The 26,739-nt window shown below is 35.9% G+C and carries 27 protein-coding genes; all 27 read right to left on the minus strand.

Annotation, left to right across the window (positions count from 1 at the left end; genetic code table 11):
- Nucleotides 1-11: 11 nt before the first annotated feature.
- Nucleotides 12-1,022 (minus strand): 3-oxoacyl-ACP synthase III family protein, encoded by a 1,011-nt coding sequence (locus tag G7074_RS07845; protein WP_166207781.1) that lies wholly within the window; start codon nt 1,020-1,022, stop codon nt 12-14.
- 2 nt (nt 1,023-1,024) lie between these two features.
- Nucleotides 1,025-2,101: an aromatic ring-hydroxylating dioxygenase subunit alpha gene (locus tag G7074_RS07850; RefSeq protein ID WP_166207784.1), complete on the minus strand. Its 1,077-nt coding sequence runs from the start codon at nt 2,099-2,101 to the stop codon at nt 1,025-1,027.
- A 10-nt stretch (nt 2,102-2,111) separates the two neighbouring features.
- Nucleotides 2,112-2,849, minus strand: coding sequence for an SDR family NAD(P)-dependent oxidoreductase (locus G7074_RS07855; RefSeq protein ID WP_166207787.1), 738 nt, complete (start codon nt 2,847-2,849; stop codon nt 2,112-2,114).
- 38 nt (nt 2,850-2,887) lie between these two features.
- Complete coding sequence (locus G7074_RS07860) at nt 2,888-3,910, minus strand: ketoacyl-ACP synthase III (RefSeq protein ID WP_205944171.1); 1,023 nt, start codon at nt 3,908-3,910, stop codon at nt 2,888-2,890.
- Nucleotides 3,910-4,140: an acyl carrier protein gene (locus tag G7074_RS07865; RefSeq protein WP_166207790.1), complete on the minus strand. Its 231-nt coding sequence runs from the start codon at nt 4,138-4,140 to the stop codon at nt 3,910-3,912. Before G7074_RS07865 ends, G7074_RS07860 begins: the two co-directional genes overlap by 1 nt.
- Before the next feature lie 21 nt (nt 4,141-4,161).
- Nucleotides 4,162-4,791: a NeuD/PglB/VioB family sugar acetyltransferase gene (locus G7074_RS07870; protein ID WP_166207793.1), complete on the minus strand. Its 630-nt coding sequence runs from the start codon at nt 4,789-4,791 to the stop codon at nt 4,162-4,164.
- 26 nt (nt 4,792-4,817) lie between these two features.
- Nucleotides 4,818-5,906: an FAD-binding oxidoreductase gene (locus tag G7074_RS07875; RefSeq protein WP_166207796.1), complete on the minus strand. Its 1,089-nt coding sequence runs from the start codon at nt 5,904-5,906 to the stop codon at nt 4,818-4,820.
- A gap of 1 nt (nt 5,907) precedes the next feature.
- A complete protein-coding gene (locus tag G7074_RS07880) occupies nt 5,908-6,513 on the minus strand; it encodes a sugar transferase (RefSeq protein ID WP_166207799.1) in 606 nt (201 codons plus the stop codon).
- Nucleotides 6,506-7,705, minus strand: a complete 1,200-nt coding sequence (locus tag G7074_RS07885) for a glycosyltransferase family 4 protein (protein WP_166207802.1) — start codon at nt 7,703-7,705, stop codon at nt 6,506-6,508. The genes G7074_RS07880 and G7074_RS07885 overlap by 8 nt, the downstream gene beginning before the upstream one ends.
- A gap of 11 nt (nt 7,706-7,716) precedes the next feature.
- Nucleotides 7,717-8,850: a non-hydrolyzing UDP-N-acetylglucosamine 2-epimerase gene (gene wecB, locus G7074_RS07890; protein WP_166207804.1), complete on the minus strand. Its 1,134-nt coding sequence runs from the start codon at nt 8,848-8,850 to the stop codon at nt 7,717-7,719.
- 18 nt (nt 8,851-8,868) lie between these two features.
- Nucleotides 8,869-9,990, minus strand: a complete 1,122-nt coding sequence (locus tag G7074_RS07895) for an NAD-dependent epimerase/dehydratase family protein (RefSeq protein WP_166207807.1) — start codon at nt 9,988-9,990, stop codon at nt 8,869-8,871.
- A gap of 3 nt (nt 9,991-9,993) precedes the next feature.
- Nucleotides 9,994-10,338: a WxcM-like domain-containing protein gene (locus tag G7074_RS07900; protein WP_166212379.1), complete on the minus strand. Its 345-nt coding sequence runs from the start codon at nt 10,336-10,338 to the stop codon at nt 9,994-9,996.
- Between the two features lie 75 nt (nt 10,339-10,413).
- A complete protein-coding gene (locus G7074_RS07905; RefSeq protein ID WP_166207810.1) occupies nt 10,414-11,448 on the minus strand; it encodes a polysaccharide biosynthesis protein in 1,035 nt (344 codons plus the stop codon).
- A gap of 6 nt (nt 11,449-11,454) precedes the next feature.
- The gene (locus G7074_RS07910; protein WP_166207813.1) at nt 11,455-12,240 is read right to left on the minus strand and encodes an AglZ/HisF2 family acetamidino modification protein; all 786 of its coding nucleotides are present in this window, start codon (nt 12,238-12,240) and stop codon (nt 11,455-11,457) included.
- Nucleotides 12,241-12,855, minus strand: a complete 615-nt coding sequence (gene hisH, locus G7074_RS07915; RefSeq protein WP_166207816.1) for an imidazole glycerol phosphate synthase subunit HisH — start codon at nt 12,853-12,855, stop codon at nt 12,241-12,243.
- Complete coding sequence (locus tag G7074_RS07920; RefSeq protein WP_166207819.1) at nt 12,852-13,994, minus strand: N-acetyl sugar amidotransferase; 1,143 nt, start codon at nt 13,992-13,994, stop codon at nt 12,852-12,854. Before G7074_RS07920 ends, hisH begins: the two co-directional genes overlap by 4 nt.
- A gap of 80 nt (nt 13,995-14,074) precedes the next feature.
- Entirely contained in the window at nt 14,075-15,178 is a 1,104-nt protein-coding gene (locus G7074_RS07925; RefSeq protein ID WP_166207822.1) for a glycosyltransferase family 4 protein, read from the minus strand.
- Between the two features lie 2 nt (nt 15,179-15,180).
- A complete protein-coding gene (locus tag G7074_RS07930) occupies nt 15,181-16,116 on the minus strand; it encodes an NAD-dependent epimerase/dehydratase family protein (RefSeq protein ID WP_166207825.1) in 936 nt (311 codons plus the stop codon).
- 100 nt (nt 16,117-16,216) lie between these two features.
- Nucleotides 16,217-17,422 (minus strand): glycosyltransferase family 4 protein, encoded by a 1,206-nt coding sequence (locus G7074_RS07935; RefSeq protein WP_166207828.1) that lies wholly within the window; start codon nt 17,420-17,422, stop codon nt 16,217-16,219.
- Nucleotides 17,423-18,502, minus strand: a complete 1,080-nt coding sequence (gene wecB, locus G7074_RS07940; protein WP_166207831.1) for a non-hydrolyzing UDP-N-acetylglucosamine 2-epimerase — start codon at nt 18,500-18,502, stop codon at nt 17,423-17,425. It lies immediately after the preceding gene.
- Nucleotides 18,474-19,382 carry a hypothetical protein gene (locus tag G7074_RS07945; protein WP_166207834.1) on the minus strand — a complete coding sequence of 303 codons (909 nt, stop codon included), beginning with the start codon at nt 19,380-19,382 and terminating at the stop codon, nt 18,474-18,476. Before G7074_RS07945 ends, wecB (G7074_RS07940) begins: the two co-directional genes overlap by 29 nt.
- Before the next feature lie 394 nt (nt 19,383-19,776).
- Nucleotides 19,777-21,060 (minus strand): oligosaccharide flippase family protein, encoded by a 1,284-nt coding sequence (locus G7074_RS07950; RefSeq protein WP_166207837.1) that lies wholly within the window; start codon nt 21,058-21,060, stop codon nt 19,777-19,779.
- Between the two features lies 1 nt (nt 21,061).
- Nucleotides 21,062-22,099, minus strand: coding sequence for a Gfo/Idh/MocA family protein (locus G7074_RS07955; RefSeq protein WP_240916501.1), 1,038 nt, complete (start codon nt 22,097-22,099; stop codon nt 21,062-21,064).
- Entirely contained in the window at nt 22,099-22,677 is a 579-nt protein-coding gene (locus tag G7074_RS07960; protein ID WP_166207840.1) for an acyltransferase, read from the minus strand. The genes G7074_RS07955 and G7074_RS07960 overlap by 1 nt, the downstream gene beginning before the upstream one ends.
- Complete coding sequence (locus G7074_RS07965) at nt 22,667-23,806, minus strand: DegT/DnrJ/EryC1/StrS aminotransferase family protein (RefSeq protein WP_166207843.1); 1,140 nt, start codon at nt 23,804-23,806, stop codon at nt 22,667-22,669. Before G7074_RS07965 ends, G7074_RS07960 begins: the two co-directional genes overlap by 11 nt.
- Before the next feature lie 5 nt (nt 23,807-23,811).
- Nucleotides 23,812-25,014: an L-2-hydroxyglutarate oxidase gene (gene lhgO, locus G7074_RS07970; protein WP_166207846.1), complete on the minus strand. Its 1,203-nt coding sequence runs from the start codon at nt 25,012-25,014 to the stop codon at nt 23,812-23,814.
- Between the two features lie 9 nt (nt 25,015-25,023).
- Nucleotides 25,024-26,313, minus strand: a complete 1,290-nt coding sequence (locus tag G7074_RS07975) for a nucleotide sugar dehydrogenase (protein ID WP_166207849.1) — start codon at nt 26,311-26,313, stop codon at nt 25,024-25,026.
- Between the last annotated feature and the right edge of the window lie 426 nt (nt 26,314-26,739).

The raw sequence follows: 26,739 nt of genomic DNA on the forward strand, positions 1-26,739 counted from the left end.
ATTTAGGTCATTCAATTCGGAACAAACTCTAAGATTAAACCTCCCCAAGAATAACCTACTCCAAAACCAGCTAATAATACATTACCTTTTGCTCTTTTATCTAAAATAGCATGATATAAAGCAATTGGAATAGTTGAAGAAACTGTATTACCACAATTTTCCAGAAAATAATAAAACTTATTTTCATCAATCTTAATCTTCTTTCTAAGATGATTAAGCATAAATTTATTTGCTTGATGAAAAATATATAAATCGATATCTTCTGTATCCAATTTATTTCTTTTAAGCGTAGTCTCTACAAGTGCAGGAACCATCTCAGAAGTGAAATTAAATATTTCGCTTCCATTCATAAATAGAAAGTCGTCATGGTGAGTATTTCCATACTCGTCTGTTAATGCTTCACGATCATTTTGTTGCCTGTTTCTTAATCCACCATTCTTAACAATTAGATTTTCTGCTCCTTTTCCATCTGTTCCAACATTACTTTTTCCGATCTTTGCTATACCAGGCTCATTTGATATTAATGTGGCTGCGGCTGCATCTCCAAATATTGTTCGATTACTCTTATCGTTTGGGTGAATAAATTTCGAATAGGTTTCTGCTGTAATGAGTAATACATTGGTGGCCTCTTCTGCCAGGATAAGTCCTTTTGCCAACCCTAATCCGTAAACGAAACCTGAACAACCGAGATTATAATCTAATGCACCGGCACTGGTAGGTATACCTAATCTATCTTGTACCAGACAGGCAGTGGTTGGTAGAAAATAATCTGGACTTTGGGTACAGAACAAAATATAATCAATTTCAAGTGGAGAAATATCATGTTCAGAAAAAAGCTTTTCGGCAGCTTTTACGCCAAGATCAGAGCTAAAAGTCTGTTCATTGGTAATTCTCCTTTCAAAAATCCCAGTTTTTGCAGAAATTTTATCTACTGACCATTCTGGAAACAGTGAATTTAGTTTCTTATTATCTAGTTTCTGTTCGGGTAGAAAATAGGATATTGCTTTGATGTGAGCTTCCATATTTACGACATTAAAGCTTTATAACTTTCTTGAAATTTACAAACACGCGTTTCCTCTTCACTGAGTTCGCCATTGTAGGAAGTATATTTTACGCCTTGTTGTACTTTTTCGCAGATGAATTTATCTTCAGCAAAAACAGTTCGGTTAAAATCTTTCAGTGAATTTTCATAAGCCTCTTCCAATGCTCCTTTTTCTTTTCCACTATCCTTTTTTGTAATAAAAACGTAACTTCTAAATAAAGAGGTGTTTTCATCAACTGGGGTAACAACAGATAAGTTGAATGAGATTCCATACGTTGATGAGATTAATACATTTGGAAAAACAATCATGTGCTTATAGCCTCTCATCACAAATGGTCTTTCTTTATAAGGCTTATGAATTGCTTTCACGGCGGAGTCTTCCTCTTCGAACTTCAATCCTGTATTCCAAGCAGAATGTCTGTCGATGAATTCGAAGTTCAATCCAGAAGTACCCAGTTTTCTAAAGCTATCTTTATGGATTAAGTTTACATGGTAACTCTCCAAAGTATTTTCGACTACAACTTTCCAGTTGGCTCCAATCAACATTTCATTCACATCTACCAATTCACCGAAGGCGTTAGACATTTCTTCTAAAAGTGGATAATAACTAGCCAAATATTGGCGAAGTGAAACTTCATCTGGCTTAATCTTGATAAAAATTAGCGTTCCACATGTTTCCAATTGATATTGTTCTAATCGAAGGCATTTCAAATCTTCGTCTGAAAATTCAAAATATGGTTTTTTAGGGATTCCGGTTGGGATACCTTCCTCGTTATAAGCCCATCCATGGTAAGGGCAAACAAAGGGCCGATTACCAGATTTTTCAGTATGTATAATAGAAAAGCGATGAGAACATACATTTTTGAACGCCTTTATTTCACCTTTCAGATTTTGGACAGCAACAGGTATCCCTGCAATCTCAACGGTTAAAAAATCATTTGGATTTGCTAGGTCATTCGTAAAGCCTACAAACATCCAAGTTGTACTAAAAATCTTATTTTGCTCTTCCGTATATAAGCTAGGCTCAAAATAATATTTCGGAGTTATAATTGCTTTCATGTATTTTTATTTACAGCAGGTTGTGCCCACCATCCAACAAGATTGAAGTTCCTGTTATCCATTTACTTGCATCAGATGTCAAAAATAGACAAGCAGATGCCACATCATCAGGGGTTCCAAATCCTAGTGGATATTGTTTTTCTGCTAAATCAAAGGCTTCGGATTCTATCAAACCCTCTGCTTCGGTAATCATAGGTGTTCTCACAATTCCGGGCATCACTGTATTTGCTCTAATTTTACGAGGTGCTAGTTCAGATGCCAGTACTTTAACTGCAGTATTTAATGCGGCCTTTGATGCACCATACAAAGCGGTTGCCGGAACACCAAGAATGGATGAAATTGATGATATGTATACAAGAGAAGAGCCTTTCTCGATTTTCTTAAATTTTAATAGATAATTAGTTAACTGAATGGCAGAATAAAAATTTACATTGAAAATTTTATCATATTTCTCTCTATTTAGATTTTTATATAGAGTATAATCGATAACACCCGCTGAATAGACAAGTCCATCGATTTGATCAACAGAATCTGCCAATTTCTTTAAGGCTTCTTCATCACTCAAATCGCATGTGATGGCCCTATGCTTTTGATCATCCAGTTGCGTTAAAACGGCATTCAACTTTTGTTCATCCCTGCCTGTAATGATCAGCGTTGCCCCATTGGCTGCAAACATAATGGCTGTTGCTTTTCCAATTCCTGAGGAAGCTCCGGTAACAAGTATTTTCTTTCCTTCTAAACTAAACATCTTTTAAATTTCTATGAGTTCAGGACAAACAATTTTATTCAGGTTGAGGGATATAGACCCCAAGATAGGCCGACACCAAAACCACACAGTAACATTTTTACTTTTTCATTCTGAATTTGGTTTTTGATGTTATGCACAATGGTGAGTGGTATTGTTGCACAGCTCGTGTTCCCAAAATCTGCCAAGGAATACAGGTATTTTTCGACTGGAATATCTAATTTTTTTCTGATTTTCTCATTCATGAACCTATTAGCCTGATGAAAAACAAAGTAATCGATATCACCAATGCTCTCCCCTGTCTTTTCCATTAGTTTTCTTGCAGTTGCTGGTGCTTTATCAATGCCGAACGAAAAAACATCCATCCCATCTAAATAGAGATCGATGTTTCTTCTTTTGATTCCTGCCTCAACCTCGTTTTCTACTAAAGAATTTTCTGTGAATAGGTTTCTACTGCCACCATCTCTAATGCAAATAGCTTGATAGCCTGAGCCATCACTAGCTAAATGAATATTTATGGTTTCGAAAAGTTCGTCAGTTAGTTCAAAGGCTGTAGCAGTGCCAGCGTCTCCAAATAGGAGTTCTGTACTTTTATCTTGTTTGTTGGTCCTCTGTGTAATCGTATCACCAACCAATAATAATCCTTTTTTTATTTTGCCAGCATACATGCTGCTCAAAAGCGTTGTCATGCCGTAGACATATCCAGAACAGCCTAATGAGATGTCATATGCCATGCATTCTTGAGATAAGCCTAATCTATCTTGTAAGATTGTAGAAGTTGCAGGCAACACATAGTCAGGCGTTTGTGTAACAAAAACTAAGATTTCTACCTCGTTCCTATCCCACTTGAGGTCATTCAACAGCTTGTCTGCCGCTTCATAACATAAATCAGACGTACAAATACCCGGCTCGGCTGCCCTTCTATTCTCTATTCCAGTGCTTTTAATAAATTTATCAACCTCTTCTGTCGACAAATAAGGATAATCACGATTTGAAATGTTTTTTTTTGGCACACACGCTGAAATTCCTGAAATTTTGATGCCACTAACTTCTAGATAAGCCATTATTTTTTACCTTTAACGACATCAAACAGATCTTGAACAGATTTTGCTTCGCGGATATCGTTGCCTGTTAGTTTAACTCCATATTCTTCATCAACCATTGCGATGATCGATAATGCATTTAAAGAACTCCACTCCTCCAAATCATGAAACTGTAAATCAGCTGTAAATTCAGCGCTATCTGTATCGTCGAATTGCGAAGCGAAGTTGTTTATAAAGTCTTGTAATTCCATTTTTGTTTATTATTTTGAATACTAAAATTTACTGATTAATGCTGGAATTCCAAAAACTGAACTGTCATCTGAAACGTTTCTGATGACCAAACTGCATGCTCCAATTTTATTGTTGTTTCCTACTTTTTTATATTGAATAATTGAAGAGTTTAACCCAAATAGATTATGATTTCCAATTTTTACTCCACCTGAGATTTGAACATTAGGGCTGAAATGATTAAAATCACCTATTATTACATCATGACCAATTGTTGCCCGATTATTAAAACTGTTAAAATTGCCAATAGTCGCATCCTTCGAAATAATAACATCGATATTGAATACATTTCCAATACCAATATTTAGTGTGTTACGATCAATAACACATCTTGGATGAAAAATGTTCGGAAAACTAACGTTCTTATTGGTTATCCCTTCGTGAATACTTTTGATGACAGCACCATTATTGATCGCAAAAACGACTGATAACTGACCAGTAAAAGCACTTAGCTCATCTTTACCTCCCAATACCTCATAACCAACTATCTTTGACCCTTTTTCCACGCCATCATCAAAAAAGCCAATTAGTTCATATTGCTCACTACTTACTTCAAGTAAGAAAGCGATGTCTTTCCCAAATCCACCAGCTCCATAAATCGCGATTTTTTCCATGGTTCAAAAGTACTAATAATTTTCAACTAAGCATCATAACTGACAATCACTTCATGGCTTAAAGGAATAGATTGACAAGTTAAAATATAACCTTCCTCTACTTCCTCATCGGTGAGTGCATAATTATTTTTCATCTTCACTTTTCCGCTCAGCACCTTTGCCCTACAGGAGCAACAAATTGCTTCGCGACAAGAGTATGGTGCATCGATTCCATTGTCTATGGCCAGCTGTAAAATAGGCAGTTTGCTATCTCCATAGTCAATCGTATTTTCAACGCCACCTAAAATAACCTTTACAAGCTTCTTTGCATCTGAATTCTGTTTAGTATCAGGTGTAGTTTCCTCAATGATTTCTTCAGTTGAAGCCGTAGGCTTTACAACCATTGAAAAATACTCGATATGAATGTTTTGTTTTGGTATTCCAACCAGCTTAAGAACATTTTCTACGTTCTGCATCATTATTGTTGGTCCGCAGACAAAATATTGGGCTTGCTTGTTAGCTTTGACCAATAGCAAGGAAATCACCTCTTCATCAAGCCTACCTTCTTGAAAACCGGGATTTTCCTGATCATACTGTTCCAACAAATAAAGGACTTCTAGACTTGGGTAAGCGGATAACAAGCTATCGATTTGATCTCTGAAAATAATTGCTTTTTCATCAAAATTGCCATAAAATAACCGAATTGTAGATTTGGGTTCTATGATCAATAAGGTTTTGATGATTGAAATGATCGGGGTGATCCCGCTTCCACCAGCGAAAAATATATAATCCCGAACATTTGAAGCATCCATTTCTGGATAAAATCTGCCATTTGGTACCATTACTTCGATCGTATCGCCAGCTTGTATGCTCTCATTCAAAAAAGTAGACACTTTTCCTTGTTTAACTTTTTTGACAGCAACTTTGAGGTGCTCTTGATGATAGGCTGACGAACATATAGAATAAGAACGCCTATGTTCTTCTCCATCGATCATGACCTTTAAAGTTAAATATTGCCCAGAAATATAGGTGAATTCCTTTTCCAGAGCAGATGGAATCTTGAACTCAATTGAAACAGCATCAGCTGTCTCATAGGTAATATCATTAACTATTAATTTATAAAAATCTGTTTTCATTTTAATTATGTCCGTTAAAAGCCTCCATCGTTGCTGAGGAACTAGATGAGATTCCTTCAGATTTTACAACTTTTTTTAGCGTCAATGATAGGATTTTCAGGTCTAACAAAAAGCTGACATTCTTTACGTACCAGCAATCATATTCAAACTTTTGTCTCCATGAAATGGCATTTCTGCCATTCACCTGCGCCCAACCTGTAATACCTGGTCTTACATCATGTCGCTTTTGCTGATCTTCATTATATAATGGCAGATATTGCGGCAATAATGGTCGTGGACCTATCAAACTCATATCTCCAATAAGCACATTGATTAATTGTGGTATTTCATCCATAGATGTTTTTCTCACAAATGCGCCAACGGCAGTTAACCGCTGGGCATCAGGCAATAAATTACCATCTGTGCCTTTTTCATCATTCATCGTTTTAAATTTGATGATGTTAAAAATTTTCCCATGTAGCCCTGGTCTTTTTTGAATGAAGAAAGGATTATCGCGGTTTGCAATGGCCAAAAGTAGACCTGCCAATACGATGATCGGTGAAAAAACAATCAATGCAATCAATGCTATTGAAAAATCTAATAATCTCTTAAATATGCTTCTATACATTTACTTTGTCAGTAATTAAGTGATATGATCGATCAACGGTATATTCATCCAAGAGGAGTTGACGTGCATGTTCACTTTGTACCTTCAGATCACCATCAACCATCGTATTGATGGCGCCCAGCATTTCTTTTATATTTCCTGCCTTTACCCAATAACCGCAATCGGCTTTCTCTATAACATGACCAATATCCGTATTTACATCAGTGGCTGCCAGAACCGGTATACCCATTTCCAGATAAGAAAGTAGTCTTGAAGGAAAATTAGGGATTGTAAAATCTTGATGCAAAAAGATCAATCCGATATCGCATCCGGCCAATACCTTGTCGTAATCTGCTTTAGGTAGACCAGACAAGAGTGTAGCATTGCTGGGATTATGCTTCAGAAACCAGTCCTGCATCCTTGAAAATTCTGTTCCTGAACCTACGATTAAAAAATGTGCTGCAGGATTTTTGGCAGATTGGATGGTTTCCAATAAAAAATCGACCCCTTGAGGTTTTCCCAGGTTACCACCATAAACCAAGATTTTCTTCGATAAAGGTAATTGATATTTCTGTCTAATGGTAGACAGTTCAGCTGGATCAGTAACGATACTGATGGGTTCGATGGTATTCGGATTAACTTCAACCTTTGTTGGCGCTAAGTAAGGATTATGCTTGATCACATATTCTTTATTGGCTTCAGACATACATCCAATCATATCAGAGATCTCATATAATTTTCGCTCTTTCTTTAAAAATAACCGATGGATGACCCCTCCTTCTTTGATCATTTTCATATCCACCGCGTTCTGAGGAAAAATATCCTTCAACAGCAGGTAAGCAAAAGCACGATCTGTTTTTTTGATGTAGGAAATGACCTTGGAAAAGGTGATAGGTGGAGTAGAGTACAGAATGAGGTCAAATTTTTGGTTTGACAGGTATTTTTTGATCGCATGGAGAAACTGATATTCTATGGCCAGCGTCCCGATGCCTTTTTCTACGACATTGGTTTTTTGGATATTAAATGTCTTGACCTGCAGGATGGATACGCCATCATGCTGTGTGAAGGAAGTAGGCTTGCTCTTTCTTCGTTCTACGGGAGTAACAATCGTAACATCGTGTCCTTCATTGCGAAATTTTCGCAAAAGGTCATGATAGATGCCGCGATCATCTATCGAATTGATTTCTACTATGGTTAAAAAAATAACTTTCATTCAGGCTAGCTTTATTCAGACCAAACTACTCTTTTAATATAATCTACGTAACTGATAATTATCCTTACCATTTTATCAGATACGTTTGGCATCGAATAATCTGCTACAGGCCTGAAATTGCGCTCCTTTCCACGCTTTTGGTGGCCAAGTTGATTCAATGCTTGCATTATTCTGTCTTGGCTCATTCCAACCATCATAACCGAGGCTTCTTCCATTGCTTCAGGTCTTTCATGTGCATCTCTCAGATTTAAGGCCGGGAAGTTTAAGGTAGAAGATTCCTCACCTATGGTTCCACTGTCGGACAACACTGCATAAGAATTCATTTGTAAAGCATTATAATCGCTGAAACCCATAGGTTTTAAGAATTGTACTTCAGGACGCATTTCAATCTCTTTGCTTTCGATCATGTTTCTTGTACGCGGATGTGTACTGACGATGATTGGAAATCCATAGGTCTCGGCAATCAAGTTAAGGCTGCTCATCAGGGCTCTGAAATTTTTATCGCTACTTATATTTTCTTCACGATGTGATGAAACCACGAAATATTGCTGTGCCTTAAGATCAAGTTTGGTTAGGATGTCTGAGGCTTCGATTTGTGGTAAATAATGGTTCAATACCTCGAACATGGGTGAGCCTGTTTTAATGATCCGATCTGCAGGCAATCCTTCACGTAATAAATATTCTCTTGCGATACTGCTGTAGGTTAGATTGATATCGGCGATGTGATCTACAATCTTTCTGTTCGTTTCTTCTGGAACCCTTTGGTCGAAGCAACGGTTTCCGGCTTCCATGTGAAAAATTGGGATTCGGCGCTTTTTAGCCGGAATGGCGCATAAACATGAATTTGTATCGCCTAATACCAAGAAGGCATCAGGTTGTTGCGATTCAAGAAGCGGATCTATCTTGATGAGAATTTGGCCAATAGTCTCCACTGCAGTTTTTCCTGCGGCATCCAAAAAAAAGTCAGGTTTTCTTAAATTTAAATCATCAAAAAAAATCTGGTTCAGCTCATAATCATAATTCTGGCCAGTATGGACAATGACATGTTCAATAGCTTCAGCGTTGTCTAAAGCTGCTAATACCCTCGACAACCTAATAATCTCTGGTCGGGTACCTACGACCGTCATTACTTTGAGTTTCTTCATTATTTATTCGATTTAAAATTATACTTCTTCCATAAAGGTATCAGGATCTGCAGGGTCGTAGAACTCATTGATCCAAAAATTGGTATAGAGCTCTTCTTCGCCAATATTTTTGATATTATGCGTATACCAGATTGGCATATCTACATACGATGGCTCGTTACCATCCAAATAAAATTCAAAAATTTCGTTGGTTCCAATCCTTCTCAATTGAATAAGTGCTTTCCCTTTGATGACTGCGAAACGTTCAATTTTACGTGTATGGTAATGGTTACCTCTGGTAATGCCCGGTACTGTGGTAGAAAAGGAAACTTGGCCACCTACATTTAGTTTGATGATCTCTACAAATGCCCCACGAGCGTCCATATGTTTTGTAAACTTGAATGGATAATGTTCATTCAAGTTGATATAAGTCCTAAATGAATTGAAAAGATTAAGTTCAAACCTATTGTTGAGTTCAGGGATGATGCCCTGCAAAAAATATTGGGCTTTATATTTTTCAAGCAACTGAAGGATTACGGATACTTTATATTCATCTGTATGTGGTATTACGAAAGTAGGATTTCCCTGTTGACTCCTAATTTCTTTCAAAATCACATTAACCAAATCGCCCACATAAATTAGCTTCACTTCGCCATCTACATCAATTTTTGGTTGTTCGCTATGCGTGAGCTGATGACAAAAAGTGGCGATAAAAGAATTATAAAATGGCATTCCAAATGGGCCGAAGACATTGGGAATCACCAGTCCGGTAAAGGTGCCTCCTGATTTCGCTGCCCAATCAATAAGCATTTCCCTGCCTAAGCGCTTACTTTTGCCATATAAATTATCTCTTTCTTCCTGTGATGAAGAAGAGAAGAGGACGTGAGCCTTGCTCTTGGTTTCATTGAGGCTATCGATCAATTGTTGGACGAGCGAAACATTCGTATTATATAGCACTTGCAGATTTTCGTGCCTATTCATGGCTGCCAAATGAACAATGACATCACATTTTTGAACAAAATTGTCTAATTTTTCTTTTTCCTTGAAAAAATCAATGTGGTAATCAACACGTTCGAACTCATCTGGGAATAGTCCTAATGTGTGGTATAGATGTTGGCCAACAAATCCTTCCTGACCCGTAATCCCTATTTTAATTTTCATTTTTTATGAGTTAAAATATGTTGTATCATACAAATAATTGTCCAAGCTTGCCTCTTCAATTTTACGATCTGCAAAAATAAGCAACTTAGAATTGATCTCATTGGCTTTTAATAGTGTAGCATATCCTTTAGGAACATGTAAAATATCAGGTTGTTGATCGCTTAACAGAAATTCAACTTGTGGAAGTTTGGGATCTGGAGTTGTCCAATCATTGATTTTGACAATTTTAACAGTAAAAGATCCTTCACTGGCAAAAAACCAGCGTTGCTCTATTTGATGTCCTCTCCAGCCACGTTCCACTGCTGTGAAGGGATGTTCAATTGTGTAAAATCTACAAACTTCAGACATATCAAAATCGTTGATAAAGCTAAGTATTCCCCTGCTATCCGAATGGCTTCCTCCCTGATTAATATAGGTTCTTTATCATCTTGCATATTGTACTGCATTAAGATCGCCAAAAACCTCACGTTTAATTAAAGGTAGGGTAGATAAAAGTCTTTTCATTCCCTCCACATCCTGTTGTTCTGTATTATGCGAATGATAATCTTCGATGATAGATATATCTGTTTCTCCTTCAGAAAAATATTGCGCATAATTTAGATTACGGTTATCTGCTGGAATACGATAAAATTCTCCCATGTCTTCTGCCTTAACCATTTCTTCTCTTGTACACAAGGTTTCATAGAGCTTTTCACCATGTCTGGTACCGATTACATGAATCTCATTATTGGCTTTGCAAAGTTCTTTTAATGCCTGGGCAAGATCGCCAATCGTTCCTGCCGGTGCTTTGTTTACGAATAAATCGCCGGGATTACCGTGTTCAAATGCAAAGAGTACTAAATCAACTGCGTCTTCTAACGACATTAAAAACCTTGTCATTTTTGGATCGGTGATGGTTAATGGCAGGTTGCTCTGTATCTGTTTTAAAAATAATGGAATAACAGAACCTCTGGAAGCCATTACGTTGCCATAACGCGTTAAACACACCACGGTTTCGGTAGAATCTCTGGAGGCTGCAATTGCAACTTTTTCCATTAAAGCTTTAGAAATCCCCATTGCATTGATAGGATAAGCTGCCTTATCTGTGCTTAAACAAATTACTTTTTTCACCTTATTGGCGATGGCTGCAGAAATCACATTTTGAGTTCCAAAAACGTTGGTCTTGGTTGCTTCTATAGGAAAAAATTCGCATGAAGGAACTTGTTTCAATGCTGCTGCATGGAAAACGTAATCTACACCATGCATGGCACGATCTATACTGGCCTGATCCCTCACATCTCCAATATAAAACTTAAGCTTATCATTTTTAAGCTGGTTACGCATATCATCTTGCTTCTTTTCGTCGCGAGAAAAAATACGGATTTCATTAAAATGGTCTGTATGTAAAAAACGTTGGAGCACTGCGCTCCCAAATGAGCCTGTACCGCCCGTAATTAACAAAGTTTTATCCTTTAACATGGGAAATTAATGCTTAAATAAATTAAAATTATCCTTGATCAACTGATCTTTCTCTTCAGGATTTGGGTAGTTGATCAATACCGCCTTATAAACGCCTTTGAATACAAATAAGCTTCCCGCTGACGCGCCAATTATTCCAAATTTATGGATTAAAGCCCCGATATCATCTAATGAGCCTGCACCGCCCAAGATCGTAAGCGGCAAAGTAATACTCTCTCTCATTTTCTCGGCAAGATTGAGGTCATAGCCTTTCATTACCCCATCATTGTCGATAAAGTTGAGTACGATTTCCCCTGCACCGTTAGCCTGAACTTGCTTTGCCAATTCGAAAGGTTTTTTGCCTGTTGCTTTTTTCCCATTATTGATATAGACTTCATATCCTCCCAAGAGCTTCTTTTTCACATCGATCACTACCACTACACTCTGGTTTCCTACACGTTCTGCGATTTTGGTTACCAGTGTTGGGTCTTCGACTGCTGCAGAGCTGATCGCAATTTTTTCTACGCCCAAGCTAAAAATGCGCTGGGCTTGTTCGGCTGTTTTAACGCCTCCACCATAACATAGCGGCATTCTGCATTCTGCAGCCAAATTTTCAATCATACGATAATCAGGCTCTTTTTTTAATACAGAAGCATCTATATCGAACACACTCAGTTCATCTACATGCTTTTCATTAAATATCCGTACTGCATTGATTGGATCACCTACATATTTGGGATCTTTAAACTTGACGGTTTTAACCAAGCCCCGATCATGGACCAGTAAACATGGAATAATTCTAGGACGTAACATTTATAGCTCAGAAAAATTTTTTAACAATTGGATCCCAAATTCGTGGCTCTTTTCTGGATGGAACTGTACACCATATACATTTTCCTTGTTTACGGCACAGCTAAATTCTATACCATAATCAGCCTCTGCTATAGAATCTTCAAGGTGGTTACAATGGAAATAGTAAGAATGTAAAAAATAGAATTTCGCCTTTTCTTCTAATCCGATCAGCAATTTATTCGTTTTTAGAGGCCTGATATCATTCCATCCCATGTGGGGAAGATGCGTTTTAAATTTAATCAGACTTTCGTCAAATTTTTTAACCTCACCATCAATCCAACCAAGTCCTGGTGCAATTCCTTCATCACTAGATTTAGCCAACATCTGCATGCCAACACATATTCCAACAACGGGCTTTTTTTTGTTGAGCACGAGGTCATCTAGTGTTTCACGCATTCCTGAAGCATTTAATTCGTCCATGGCATGGTCAAACGCACCTACGCCAGGCAGAATAAGCTTTTCTGTATCTTCAAGATCCTTTGCTGTCTTGGCAATCTTAAAATCAACACCTAATTTCTTATAGATATTGGCAAATGCCCTGATATTTCCTACGCCGTAATCAATTATTGCGATCATCTGAACAACCTTTTTTCCAACCCAAACACTTTCATTAATTTTGCCCCAACTCCAATGAGGTCACGTTTATTTTTATAATCGTGGTAAGTTTTATTCTCTCCATCAAACAATTCCTGGAGTTCTGCTACAGATAATTCCAGTTTATTGGCCACATATTCAAATTCTTGTTTAAGCACCTGCTCACTTAATTCAGGTTTTGAGATTCTAACAAGTGCTTCGTCCCTGGTCATTTGTCCAGTTAAAATTAGGCTTGAGAAATGGGCTCTACGTTTTTCGTATCCGAATTTTTTTGGCAGCCAATAATCTTCATAAAATCTGGTAAATCTTGATTCGTGATGTTTATGCTGAAATTTTTGCCATCCGAATTTCTCTTCCAATAATTTTTCAGCATCTAATTTTACATAAGGCACCAAGTTCAGAGGCTTAACTACGGTCATTCCTAAGAAATATTTGTAGATGACTTTGTACATCAGGATATCTACGATTGGGAAACTTTTAAGTTCACGTTTACCAAACTTGTTATGGATATCGTTGATTAAAAGCTTATCAATACCGGGATATGCACCCCATTCTTCAGGTTCTCTGCAGCATTCTGTAGAAAAATTTGCCCCCGTAATAATGTGCTTGATCTTATTTTTTCTTGCAAATTTATATAAGGCCGAAAAGAAAGCGATATCCTGAGGGCCATCTTGATCTGCAATCTGAGATTTCAGATAGGACACCTGCAAGTCTTTCATTTCTTCCCAATTAATTACTTCAGTGTATAAATCTAGTTTTAAACCATCTAGTAATTTCTCAATATTCGAAACTGCCTGCTGCGTATTCCAACCTGCATCAACATGGAAAATTAAAGGTCTTAATCCCATAATCTCTTTAGCAACATAGGCAGCGTAAGAGCTATCTAATCCACCACTTAAACCAATGATACAATCAAAATCTTTCCCCTTTCCCTCTTTCTTGATGCTTTCAGCCTGTTTCATCAACTCTTCGTAACCCATTTCTCCTGTGTGCCAATTAGGCAAAACATTTTCTATGTAATTAACATAATAATCACTTTCTCCCTTATCGTTGAAAACAATGTTTGGATCACTTGTATCCATTATTGTTTTTGTACAGATTTGATATGGTCTTGATTTCATTATTTTTATGGTAAAGTCTTGTATTAAATTTCTAATTAGTTTTACTGTCAGACAAAGTTGACAATGTTATTTAAGCTAACCTAGTTCTGAAAAATCTTGATTATCTTATCTGTGTAGGTTTTAGTTCTATAATTGGTTAAGGCTTCATTTCTGTTATGAATTGCCATTTCTTCCAAAGTAGATTTTTCAGTAATTGCTTTACGGAGGGCTTGCACTAAAGAGTCTACCGATTTTTTTTCAACCATAAAACCATTTAATTTATCTTTAAATATGTAAGGTATCCCGCTATGATTACTTGTGATGACAGCACAACCAGTTGCATATCCTTCTAAAATACTTATTGGCTGTCCTTCAAATGGATAATAGGTCGGCAGACAAAATATTTGATGTTTAAGATAAGTTTCTCTTTTTGCATTTCCTCCTATATATTTTCCCAAATAAGTTATTCCCTGATTATTGCTAATTTTATTTAAAAAATCTTTTTCATCTTCAGTCGAAGCGAAGCCTCCAACGAAGGTAAGACTTAGTTGTTCTTGTTCAACTGGCGTTAGCCTTAAATAGGCATCAACCAGCTCCTGATATCCTTTACCTGGCAATAAATTACTTAGATATAAAACATTAACCTTATCCAAGCTCTGAAATTTTGCAGCTAATTCTTCATCCGATACAAAAAGTTCGTCTTCTGCAAAATTTGGTACTATATGTATTTTTTTTTGCGGCATTACTTGACTGAACATATCCGCATTCACTTGCCCCTCTACAATTACCCCAGCCAATTTTTTCATAAAGTTAGCATTAAGCTTTTTTTGAAGATTGTTTTTCGATAAAATATCCTTCATACCCGCACCTCCAAGCATATGAATAAATACTTTATCCAAGTTATTTTGAAAGATTTTGTAGAATACCAGATCACGCATGTTACCGGCAAATGATTCAGCTAGAGAGAGGTAGATCAAGTCATGTCCTTTTCTATTTTTGAATGCTTTTTGCAGTAGTTTTAAGATCAGGATGACTCTGTTAGCCGAAACTTTGCCACTATCAAGTGATGCTTTATTAAGATTAATCACATTCACTTGATGATTTTCCAGTACAAGTTGATCATAAAGAACTTTTGCAGCTTTACTTTGTCCGCTGACTTTATCTGAAGGAGACAACGGAAGTGGTGCAATAAATAATATTTTCATCCTTAATTTTCGTTTTCTATCCAATTCCACACTTTTTGCAATCCTTCTTCCATAGGCGTTTTTTTGTGCCAACCTGTATGGTCTAACAATTTTGTGGTATCCAATACATTGTATGCACAATCAAAATTACGTGAAGATTTATGGTTTAACTGTAACTGACTACCCGTTATTTCTTCAATTTTAGCAATAATTTCTCGAATTGAGTGTCCATCACCACTTCCTACATTATAAATTGTTGTTTTTCCTGAATTCTTTTCCATTAGAATCGAACTTTCTACAGCTTCAACAAGATCACCTACAAAGATAAAATCCCTGATTACTCTACCCTCATCATATAAGTCTAAAATCGTGTTATTTTTAATTGAATTAAAAGCAAAGCCAACGATCCCTTGAGGTTTTACTAAATTTTGGTAAGGGCCATATACATTTGATGGTCTTAAAATAACAGATTCAAATGATTTGTCCTGCGTAATATATCTTACATAATCTTCTGCCACAACTTTAGAAAGACCATAATTGGAAATCGGATTTAATTCTTGGATTTCCTTGATGGGCTGATGCGTTGATACATTTCCATAAACCGTACCGCCTGACGAAAGGTAAACAAACTTAGCAAGCGAAGAAATTTGTTCTGCCTTTTCCAAAAACTTTACAATTGGCGAAACGTTCAGCATGAAATCATCAACTAAACTTTCATCTTTTGTAGAAGGTACAGATGCATGCACCAACCAGATCACAGCATCAGCACTCTCACAAATTCCAATTAATTCTGGAGTGTGATGTATATCAACAGAAAAGTAACGTATATATTTGTTTTCAGCTGCTGCTCCACTTATACTACGATCGATCACCGAAACTTGATATCCTTTATTCGCAAAATAGCTGGCAAAATTTTTACCGATAAACCCGTTTCCTCCAATAATTGCAACTGTTTTCATTATCTAGTATTTATTTATTAAGGAAATTTATCCTTTTTTTATTTTCCCAACAGTAATATACTTCTTTATAGCATATTACTGTTCCATAGAACTGTAATCCTTAATTTCGCCTTCTATTCTTAAATTTATGATATTCATCAAGCATGATGTCAGTAAACTTTTGCGCAACATTTACAAAATTAAAGTTATCTACAATATTTTTAACGGAATTATTTTTGTAGATACTGAATTCTTCTTTCGGCATGCTACCGAATGTAAAGATTGCCTGTCTGAATTCTTCTACAGAACCTTCTGAAAAAATAATTCCCTTTTTATTACTTGCTCTTTCTATATTAATTTCATTCTCTTCTAAAACTACAGGGAGGCCACAAGCTTGAGCTTCAAAATAGCTCATGCTGCATTGTCTTGGATATACAGCAACATCTGCTAATTGGTAAAATCTAACCAGTTCATAATAATTTTGAGTAGGGAATCTCAAAATATTGTTTTCAGAGGCCTGTAATATACTATCTACTTTCTTGCCATACTCATTGTCTAAAGAATTCCCAACAATCACAAACTTAATTGCTCTATTTTCCAATTCAATTTTATTTTTTATAGCTTCTGCAAATTGTAGAGCACCTTTAGAAACATCTAACTTTCCAGCATATAGCACAACATAATCGTCTTTTTCAATTTTTAGTTCTGCTCTGAACTTTTGTTTTAATTCACTATCAGGCTTAAAATAATTAACATCGGTTCCAAAAGAAAGTAACTTGGTTTTTTCTAGAGGAATATGGTAATGCTTTTGCACAAAATCGCTATCTACAACTCTGATGAGCGGAATATTGTTTTTAAGAATAATCGGTGTAACAAATTTTCTATAAAATTTACGAAAATATTCGCTGAATTTATTCTCTGAAGCCATTTCTAGCATATGGCAGTCTAATACATAAGGGACATTCATTCTTTTGTACGCCCATAAGAGTTTAATTCCTGTAAGGGTATCTTCATTGTGCATGAACAGTACATCAGGTTTAAGACTTCGGATCTTTTTATGCAATCCTGGCTTAAAGATAGATCTACCACTATAAAACCTATAGATTGGATGCCTTACTACTTTTACACCCGTCCTTTCTGTAAACTGTTTATCTTTTTCTTCGATATTGTCTTTACCGAAAAAAGACGTCAAGAAATCCGGCATTTTCTGCATTTCTGAAGCTACAATAGTAACATCATGTCCTTGCTCAACTTGAAGCTTAGTTAAAAGATTCAGCTGATATCCGGCATTGGGATGAAAAAAATCTTCTACATGTACAAATTTCATTTAGCTATAATTTTTAAGGTTGTCAAGGATAAATTGTCCTGTGTGTCCATCCCCATATAAAAACTCGTCAAAACCTTTATTAGTTTCTGTTATTTTACCTGCCTTTTCTATAATTTCTTCCTGATTGATACTAGAGAGAAAATTATAACCATATTCTACTAACTCAACCCACTCTGTTTCATCACGAAGTGTTAGGCACATTTTTTTAAAAAAGTATGCTTCCTTTTGCAATCCACCACTATCGGTAATAACAAAGCTACAATTCTGTAAGCACCATATCATTTCGAAGTAACTGATTGGATCTGCAAAAATAATGTTTGGATATGTTGTCACATACTCACTGTCCATTTCTTCTATTTTCCCTCTGGTTCTCGGGTGTACAGGAAAGAAGACTTTCTTTTCTTTACCAATTTCGTTTAACCCTGATAAAATGATTGACAAATGCTGTTGATCATCGGTATTTACTGGTCTATGAATAGTGCATAGCACAAAGCCTTCCGTAACTCCATCAACTCCTTTTTTCACTTTATCAGCATAAAACATAGAAGCATCAAGCATGACATCTCCTGTTTTAACAATTTTTTTATCTCGCAAATTTTGATAACCCTCCATTTGCAAATTTTTTACCGCACTGTCGGTCGGACAAAAAAGAATATCGCTAAGTCTATCTGTTACAATCCTATTGATTTCTTCAGGCATCAAATTATTAAAAGATCTTAGTCCGGCCTCTACATGAGCAAGTTTGATATGCAATTTGGATGCAACAAGTGCACCTGCAAGTGTAGAATTAGTATCTCCATAAACCATAATCCAATCTGGCTTTTCTTCCATTGCTATTTTTTCAATCTCAATCATCATCAGAGCTGTCATTTCACCATGATATTTGCTTTTTATTTTTAGCTGATAATTTGGCTTGGGAATTTGCATTTCCTCAAAAAAAACATCAGACATATTTGAGTCGTAGTGTTGGCCAGTATGGACTAAAAGTTCGGTCACACTGTCATCCTTCGCAATGATTCTGCTCAAGACAGCTGCTTTAACGAATTGTGGCCTAGCTCCTATTATGGTTAAAATTTTCATTGATGTAAGGGTTATTAATGGTGCTTTTAAATAATAAGATGATCAAAATCCAAAAGCCACCACCTGTTACCAATGATGAAAATAAGGATTGATTAAGAAGTATAGTAATATATGGGATCAGGATACAGATAATAAACAATTTGTTATATCCCGCGCAAATTCTGTTAAATAGCAAAAAAATACAAAAAAGCAGGAGTGAAGCAATAATAATTCCTGCTTCGCCCAAACTTGCAATACCGTCAATAGCCCAAAAATTTGCATTAGCATTCATATCATCGCTCCAATATTCCTTCCCAACAACTTGTCCAACCGCTAAATCACCATAGGGATAAGCGCCTGTAATGGCATTGATAATACGCACGTGTGAATAGTAGGTTAACGGATGATCCATAAAGAACTTCTGATAAAAATTAGTAAGAATTCCGCCAGTTCCTAGTGTCCGCATCCAAAATATTGCAATAAAAAAAATATTTGTTGGTACAACTAACGTAAACGTCATAATTGAGGATAGTGCAATTCCAATAGAAGAAAATGAATTTTTCAGATTACTATTCTTTAAAAAATAATACAATGCAAGAATAAAAACAGGGAATAAAAATATTGATTTATCTGCTTTTGACATATAGCAAATTAAAGCACCAGATATAGAAGCTATGAAATACCATTTCTTTTTTGCGAATAAGCCATATGCAGCACATATCGGTATCATTACATTTGCTAACCAGGTACTTAAATAACCTGTAAATACATCCGTACCAATACCCTCTGTCGATGATCTTTGCAGATACACATCTTCGTACGATGCAAAATTTAAATTGTTCCTGAAGATAAACGCTATGTAAAATGAACATATCCACGTAAGTCCTAATATTATCTTCATTAAATTCAAATTGGAAGGTATAAAAAGCTTGGTTTTGAACCGAACTCTATCCGCTAAAAATAATATTGACATTCCGATCATAAATAAAAGCTGCAACTGCATAATATATAATACTGGCTGCTCCATTACGAAAAAAAATGTAATGATGATGGATACGTACAATACGAAATAGATGAAAATAGATATAAAGCTAGAAATTTGTTTTACCCCCCTGTAAAATATCAAAGGAAAGAGGGTGACGAAAAAAATATATAAGATAAAGATCTTATTGTCTAATCTTCCATCTACGATTTGAAATGAGGCATAGCCATATTTGAAATTGAGAATTTTGATATACCCAAGATAGAATAGCACAGCATACACTAATCCAACAAAATACTTAAAGCTTGAATGTCTAAATATTCTCTTTAGCATTTTTAACAATTTTATAGGTTAGTGATAAAAAAACCAAATTGAATATGATGGAGTTCAATGAAAAAAACACTAACGAATAGGCCGCACTCTTAAACCAGTAATACCCCATATAAATCAATGAAATACTACAAACAGCATTTAATATCTGTAGTTTCATAAATATTTTCTGTTTCTCGTAAATATTGAAAAGCGTATTAAGGGGCAAGACAACGAACTCTATCGCTAGCATTAAACACAAAATTCTGGCATAATAACCTGCAGTTACCCATTGAGCTCCGAAAAAAAATAAAAAAATGTATGGAGCTACAATAAAAATGGCAAGATATATAGGGCCAGATATAATTGCAAGTTTTTTTAATGTAGACAGGTAAAGTGCCTTACAATTACCAGATTTTCTAATTTCATCTATAGCCTCATTTCTAAAAACATTTCCTATAGAAGAAGTGATTAGAATATTTGGCAGCCTGATTATTCTATTTGCCATGGCAAAAAATCCCACTGTTGTTGCATTATATAATGCTGAAAATATGATTGGAATAAATTGCTGGCTTGCAGACAATGATAAATCGGAAACAATCATATATTTTGGGAAATAGATATATTTCTTCATCACTTGAAGAACTGAGCTCTTGTCCTCATTTAACCTACTCAGTTCTCGATCCTTAAAAAATAAAAATAAGGTGGAAATTGCTATTCCGAATAATAAAGAATAAATCATCCCATGTGAAAAGTGAAGTAAACCGAAAACAATACTGATCAACGCTGTAGCGATCACTTGCAATGAACTCGAAAATGCAATTAGTTTATAATCTTTCTTTCTTTGAAACCAATAACCTAATGCAGAATAAATAGCTACGAAAAAAATATAAATAGGAGCTAAATAAGCAGTTGGAGAATGCAAAAATCCTGTACTATCATTTATATTAATCAAATCTTTAAGGAAGACAATTCCGACAAAATATATTCCGGCGATCGTAGACCCCGTATAGATAATAAGTTGTATGATTTTCTTTGATTCGCTGTCTGATTCAGGAAGTCCGATTGCCAATTCAAAACGACCAGTTGAAAGCACAGCAAAAAAAGTACTTATACTGGTAAATAATGATAAATATCCGAAATCTGAAACTGAAAATAGACGAGATAATGCAGTAGATGAAGCAAGTACTACAAGCTGGCTAATGATAGATCCAGAGGCCAAGATTGAAACGCTCTTGACGAACTTATTTTCAAAAATGCTGCGAAATCGATTTTTTAATTTTTTCAATTTAACTATGATATATTCTTTCAATAATATCTACAACCTTTAAGCCTTCTAAAGCATTAGTTGTGATATTCCCCTTTCCATTTATCACATCAACAATATTTTCGTATATGTAATGATGATTTGCGGCAGAACCTTTATAGGGTCCATAATCGTTTGGAGGATTACTTTCTTTTAAAACCGGCATATCATAATTCTTGATGTGGCAATATTCAACCTCATTCATGTATTGACCACCAACTTTTATTGAGCCATTTTCAGCAATTACGGTAATACTGCTCTCTAGGTTTTTATCCCAAATAGCCGTCGAATAATTTAAGCTTCCTACCCCTCCTTCAACAAAGTCGAAACTTACAAAACCTGAGTCTTCAAAATCCGTAATATTTTGGTGTGAAAAGTCTTTTAAACGAGCATTAATATTCTTTATATCGCCAAAATACCAATACATTAAATCTATAAAGTGAGAAAATTGAGTGAATAGCGTCCCTCCATCCAATTCCTTTGTTCCATGCCAAGTTGTTGGTCGGCCAGTCTTGGTATCGGGTTTATAGTAACGGTCATCACGATTCCAATAGCAGTTAATTTGAACCATATAGATCTTACCTAAAATCCCTTCTTCAATAATATTTTTTAACCATTCTGAAGGTGGTGAGTATCTATTTTGCATAACACAGAACACCTGTTTATGTTTATGTAAGGCCTTAAATATTATTTTTTCACAACCTGCTTTAGTTAAGGCCATTGGCTTTTCTATCACCACATGACAATTTCGATCCAATGCCTTTAATGCCTGTTCTTCATGAAAACCATTTGGTGTTGCAATAGAAACCACATCAAATGCGAGGTCTGACTTTAGCAATTCGTCTATTGAAGAAAATAACTTTGCTTCGGGGTAGGCATCGATTCCAAGCTCGGCTCTTGGTTTAACATCACATAAGGCTACTAATTCACAACCATCATTTCCTTGGATCATACTGGCATGTCTTTTGCCAATATGGCCACAGCCAATTACTGCAAACTTAATTTTTTCGTTGCTCACCATTATTTAATTCTTTTAACAGTATTATTTTCTAATTTATATTCTTGTTTGCTTTCCTCGCAAACAGCAATTCCTTCAGTGTTGAAACTCAAACGATGCCCATACTCGCCTACCCATCCTAGTTGTCTTGCCGGATTACCGACAACTAGCGCAAATTCTGGTATGTTTTTGGTCACTACTGCTCCAGCACCAATAAATGCATACGCACCAATGTCATGCCCACATACAATAGTTGCGTTTGCACCAATTGACGCCCCTTTGCCTACATGAGTTTTTGCATATTCACCTCTTCTATTAATTGCACTCCTTGGATTAATCACATTAGTGAAAACCATGGATGGCCCCAGGAATACATCATCATCACAAGTAACCCCATCATATATTGAGACATTATTTTGAATTTTCACATTCTTACCTAGGGTAACGCCAGGTGAAACAACTACATTCTGTCCAATATTACAGCGTTCACCAATCACACAATTTGACATGATGTGAGAAAAGTGCCAAATTTTTACACCTTCGGCAATTGAAGCACCTTCATCTACAATCGCAGTTTCATGTACGAAATAATTATTTTCCATTATTAAAAAAACTTATGACTTGTTGAATGATAAATTCTTGCACATCATCCTTCATTTCGGTATGAATAGGTAATGATATCACATCTTTACATAATTGTTCTGCAACTGGAAAATCGCCTTCTTTATAACCATAGGTAAGGTAGGCTTGCTGTAGATGAACCGGTATTGGATAATAAACCATGGTAGGTATTCCTCGTTCTTGCAAATAGGCTTTAAGTTTATCCCTACGACCATCAGCCACGCGACATGTGTATTGATTATATACATGAGTAGAATAAACAGCTTTTACGGGAGTTATTAATTCCTCGATACCCGCTAGCGACTCATCATATCTGCCCGCAACTAATTGTCTTGCCATACTATAATCATCCAAATATTTTAATTTGACATCTAAAATGGCTGCTTGTACAGTATCCAGTCTTGAATTAACACCGATAGTTTCATGATGATATTTCTTGCGTTGGCCATGATTAGCGATGATATTAATCTTTTCGCTTAATTCTAAATTCTGAGTTAACAGGGCTCCACCATCACCAAAGCAGCCAAGATTTTTTGAAGGAAAAAAAGAAGTGGTGCCTACATCTCCAATGGTTCCTGCAAAGGCCTCTGTATGATCTTCGAAAATATATTTTGCCCCCATTGCTTGAGCAGTATCTTCAATTACCGCGATATGATGCTTGTTTGCAATTTTAAGAATAGCCTCCATATTTGAGCATTGCCCAAATAAATGAACCGGAACAATGCCAACTGTTCGTTCTGAGATCAACCCTTCCAACAATGTATGATCCAATTCGAATGTATCTGCCTTAACGTCGATAAACTTTGGTATAAGTCCCAATAATGCAATTACCTCTACAGTGGCAATATAAGTAAAGGCTGGTACAATTACTTCATCTCCAGGTTTAAAATCCAGAGCCATCATGGCTATTTGCAAAGCATCTGTGCCATTTGCACAAGTTACAGCAGCGCTCACCTGGTTATATTTTTTTAAGTTCTCTGTAAAAGATTTTACCTGAGGGCCGTTAATATAAGCCGTATCCTCTACTGCTTTTAGTAAGGCCTCATCAACTTCAGACTTTATTTTTAGATATTGACTTTTCAGGTCTACCATTTGAATGGTATTGTTCATAGTGTTTAATTTAATATTTGTTCACTAATTAGTTTTCCAATTGACAATGAAGACGTAGCAGCTGGAGAAGGAGCGTTCCTAACATGAATGATATTCTTGTTTTGGAGGATGTTAAAATCATCAATCAAATTTCCTTTTCGATCGCAAGCTTGAGCCCTTACACCTGCTCCACCCTCCACTAAATCGTTGCTTTGAATTTCAGGAATCAGTTTTTGTAAGGCATTGGTAAAAGCTGTTTTAGATAGAGATCGATAAATCTCACCAATTCCAGTTTGCCCATATTTAGCGACAATTTTCCAGAATCCAGGCCAACTTAGGCTCTCTCCAAGGTCTTTCAAATTAAAATCACTAAATTTATAGCCTTCACGCTTGAATGCCAAAACAGCATTTGGTCCAGCTTCGATACCACCATGGATCATTCGAGTAAAATGCACTCCTAAAAAAGGAAACTCCGGGTTAGGAACCGGATAAATCAAATGTTTAACAAGGTATTCTTTCTCTGGCCTCAACTTATAGTATTCTCCACGAAATGGAATTATTTTTAAGTCATTATCTTTTTCAGTAAGACTAGCTACCCGGTCAGAAAATAATCCAGCGCAGCTAATGACTTTTGATGTCAAATAACTATCTTTTTCTGTTTCTACAATAATGTCACTACCGGATTCTTTAATATTTAAAACCTGCTCATCAAATTTTGCTTCTCCTCCATGTCGGTCCTTAAAGATTTCTAAAAGCTTAACTGCAACTTTTGGATAATCAATAATCCCTGTTTGTGGCACCTGTATTGCAGCTAAAGCAACGCAATGTGGTTCAATTTCCCTACTTTCATCTCCAGTAATTTTTTTTATCCCTATCAAGCCATTTTGTTGGCCACGCTCAAAAATATTCTGTAAAGCTTGCAGTTCTTTTGTTTCAGTGGCAACGATGATTTTACCGCAAATGTCGTAAGAAATATCATTTTCTTCTGCAAAGTCAATAAGCGAAGCATATCCTGAAATGCAGTTTTGTGCTTTTAAACTTCCTGGTTTGTAGTAAATACCGCTATGAATTACCCCACTGTTATTTCCAGATTGATGCTGGGCAACTGTGCTTTCTTTTTCAAGAATCAAAATTTTTGACCGGGGATTACTTACCTTTAAATGATAAGCTGTTGACAGGCCAACAAGCCCGGCACCAATTACAATCACATCAAATTTTTGGGATAACATATTTTATTTTTATAATCTAGCGTCGATAAAATCGCGGTTTAAGCAAGATTTAGTGTCAAATATTACCGCATGTCCTCCATTTTTGAGTTGAACAAAATCGAGATCAAAAAATTCTTGATGACATACGGCTAAAACTATAGCATCATACTGAACAGCATTTAAATTATCAATTAAATCTATATTATACTCCTCTATTACCTCATTTTTATCTGCATGCGGGTCATATACATCAACATTTAATCCAAATTGACGCAATTCTGTATAAATATCTATCACTCTTGAATTGCGGATATCAGGGCAATCCTCTTTGAACGTTACCCCTAATATTAAGGCTTTCGCTCCTTGAATTTTATGCCCCTTATTGATCATCAATTTGATGACTTTATTTGCAACGAACATCCCCATGTTATCGTTTACACGACGGCCAGAAAGGATTACCTGAGGATGGTAGCCTAAAGATTCGGCTTTATGTGCTAAATAGTATGGATCGACACCAATGCAATGTCCTCCAACCAAACCCGGTTTATATTTCAAGAAATTCCATTTCGTGCCAGCTGCTTCAATTACATCAGTGGTATCAATACCAATTCTGTCAAATATCAATGCAAGTTCATTTACAAATGAGATGTTAACATCTCTTTGCGCATTTTCAATGGCTTTAGAGGCTTCTGCAACTTTCAAACTAGGTGCTTTATGTGTTCCGGCAGTAATAATGCTGGCATACAATTGATCTACAACCTCAGCAATTTCAGGAGTTGAACCCGAAGTTACTTTTTTGATTTTGGTAAGGGTATTTACCTTGTCTCCTGGGTTAATACGTTCTGGAGAATAACCGCAATAAAAATCTTGGTTAAACTTAAGTCCGCTATATTTTTCAAGCACCGGTACACAGTCTTCTTCCGTACAGCCTGGATAAACTGTAGATTCATAAATAACGATATCTCCGGCTTTAAGAAGGTTCCCCAGCATTTCCGAAGCTTTTAACAAAGGTTTAAGATCTGGTGCCTTAAATTGATCAATTGGCGTAGGAACGGTTACAATATATACATTACTTGATTTGATATCATCAACATTTGATGAAAACGATAATCCAATGCCATTGTTGAGTTTAACTTTTTTCAAAGTCTCCAAATCCGCCTCTTGTGTTCTATCTTCTCCGCGTTTTAATTCTTCTACGCGGCCATTGCTGATATCGAAACCAACTACCTCATATTTCTTAGCGAACTCAATTGCTAGGGGTAGGCCAACATAGCCCAATCCAACAACGCAAATCTTTTTGTTTAACTCTGTTATATTCATTATTTTTTCCTACTGCCAAAGCTTGGCTTTTATTAATCTATATATTACGAATGTAGTAACCTTAATTTCCCTTGGCATTGCATCGTGTATTCTTTATTCTTCCAGATGCTGATGATTGAAATCATTAAATACTTTTGAATTCCGTCCTCGATTTATCAAAAAATCTCTTGGCTCATCTTATCCATAATTTCCATATCTATCATACTTATCAGAAATATCATTGATGACCAATTCTAAGTTTTTTATTTCATCTCAGCTGCATAGATCATTTAAAATGTTAAGTCCTTCTTAGTGCAGTTCTTTATGCACTCGGTCTATATTGATATCAAAGCCTATCACTTTACATTTTTTTTGCAAATTCTAAATCAAATGGAAGCCTAACATACCTAAATCTATAATTGCTATTTTATACTTTTTTGACAAGTG

The sequence above is a fragment of the Pedobacter sp. HDW13 genome (assembly GCF_011303555.1).
Lineage (GTDB): Bacteria > Bacteroidota > Bacteroidia > Sphingobacteriales > Sphingobacteriaceae > Pedobacter.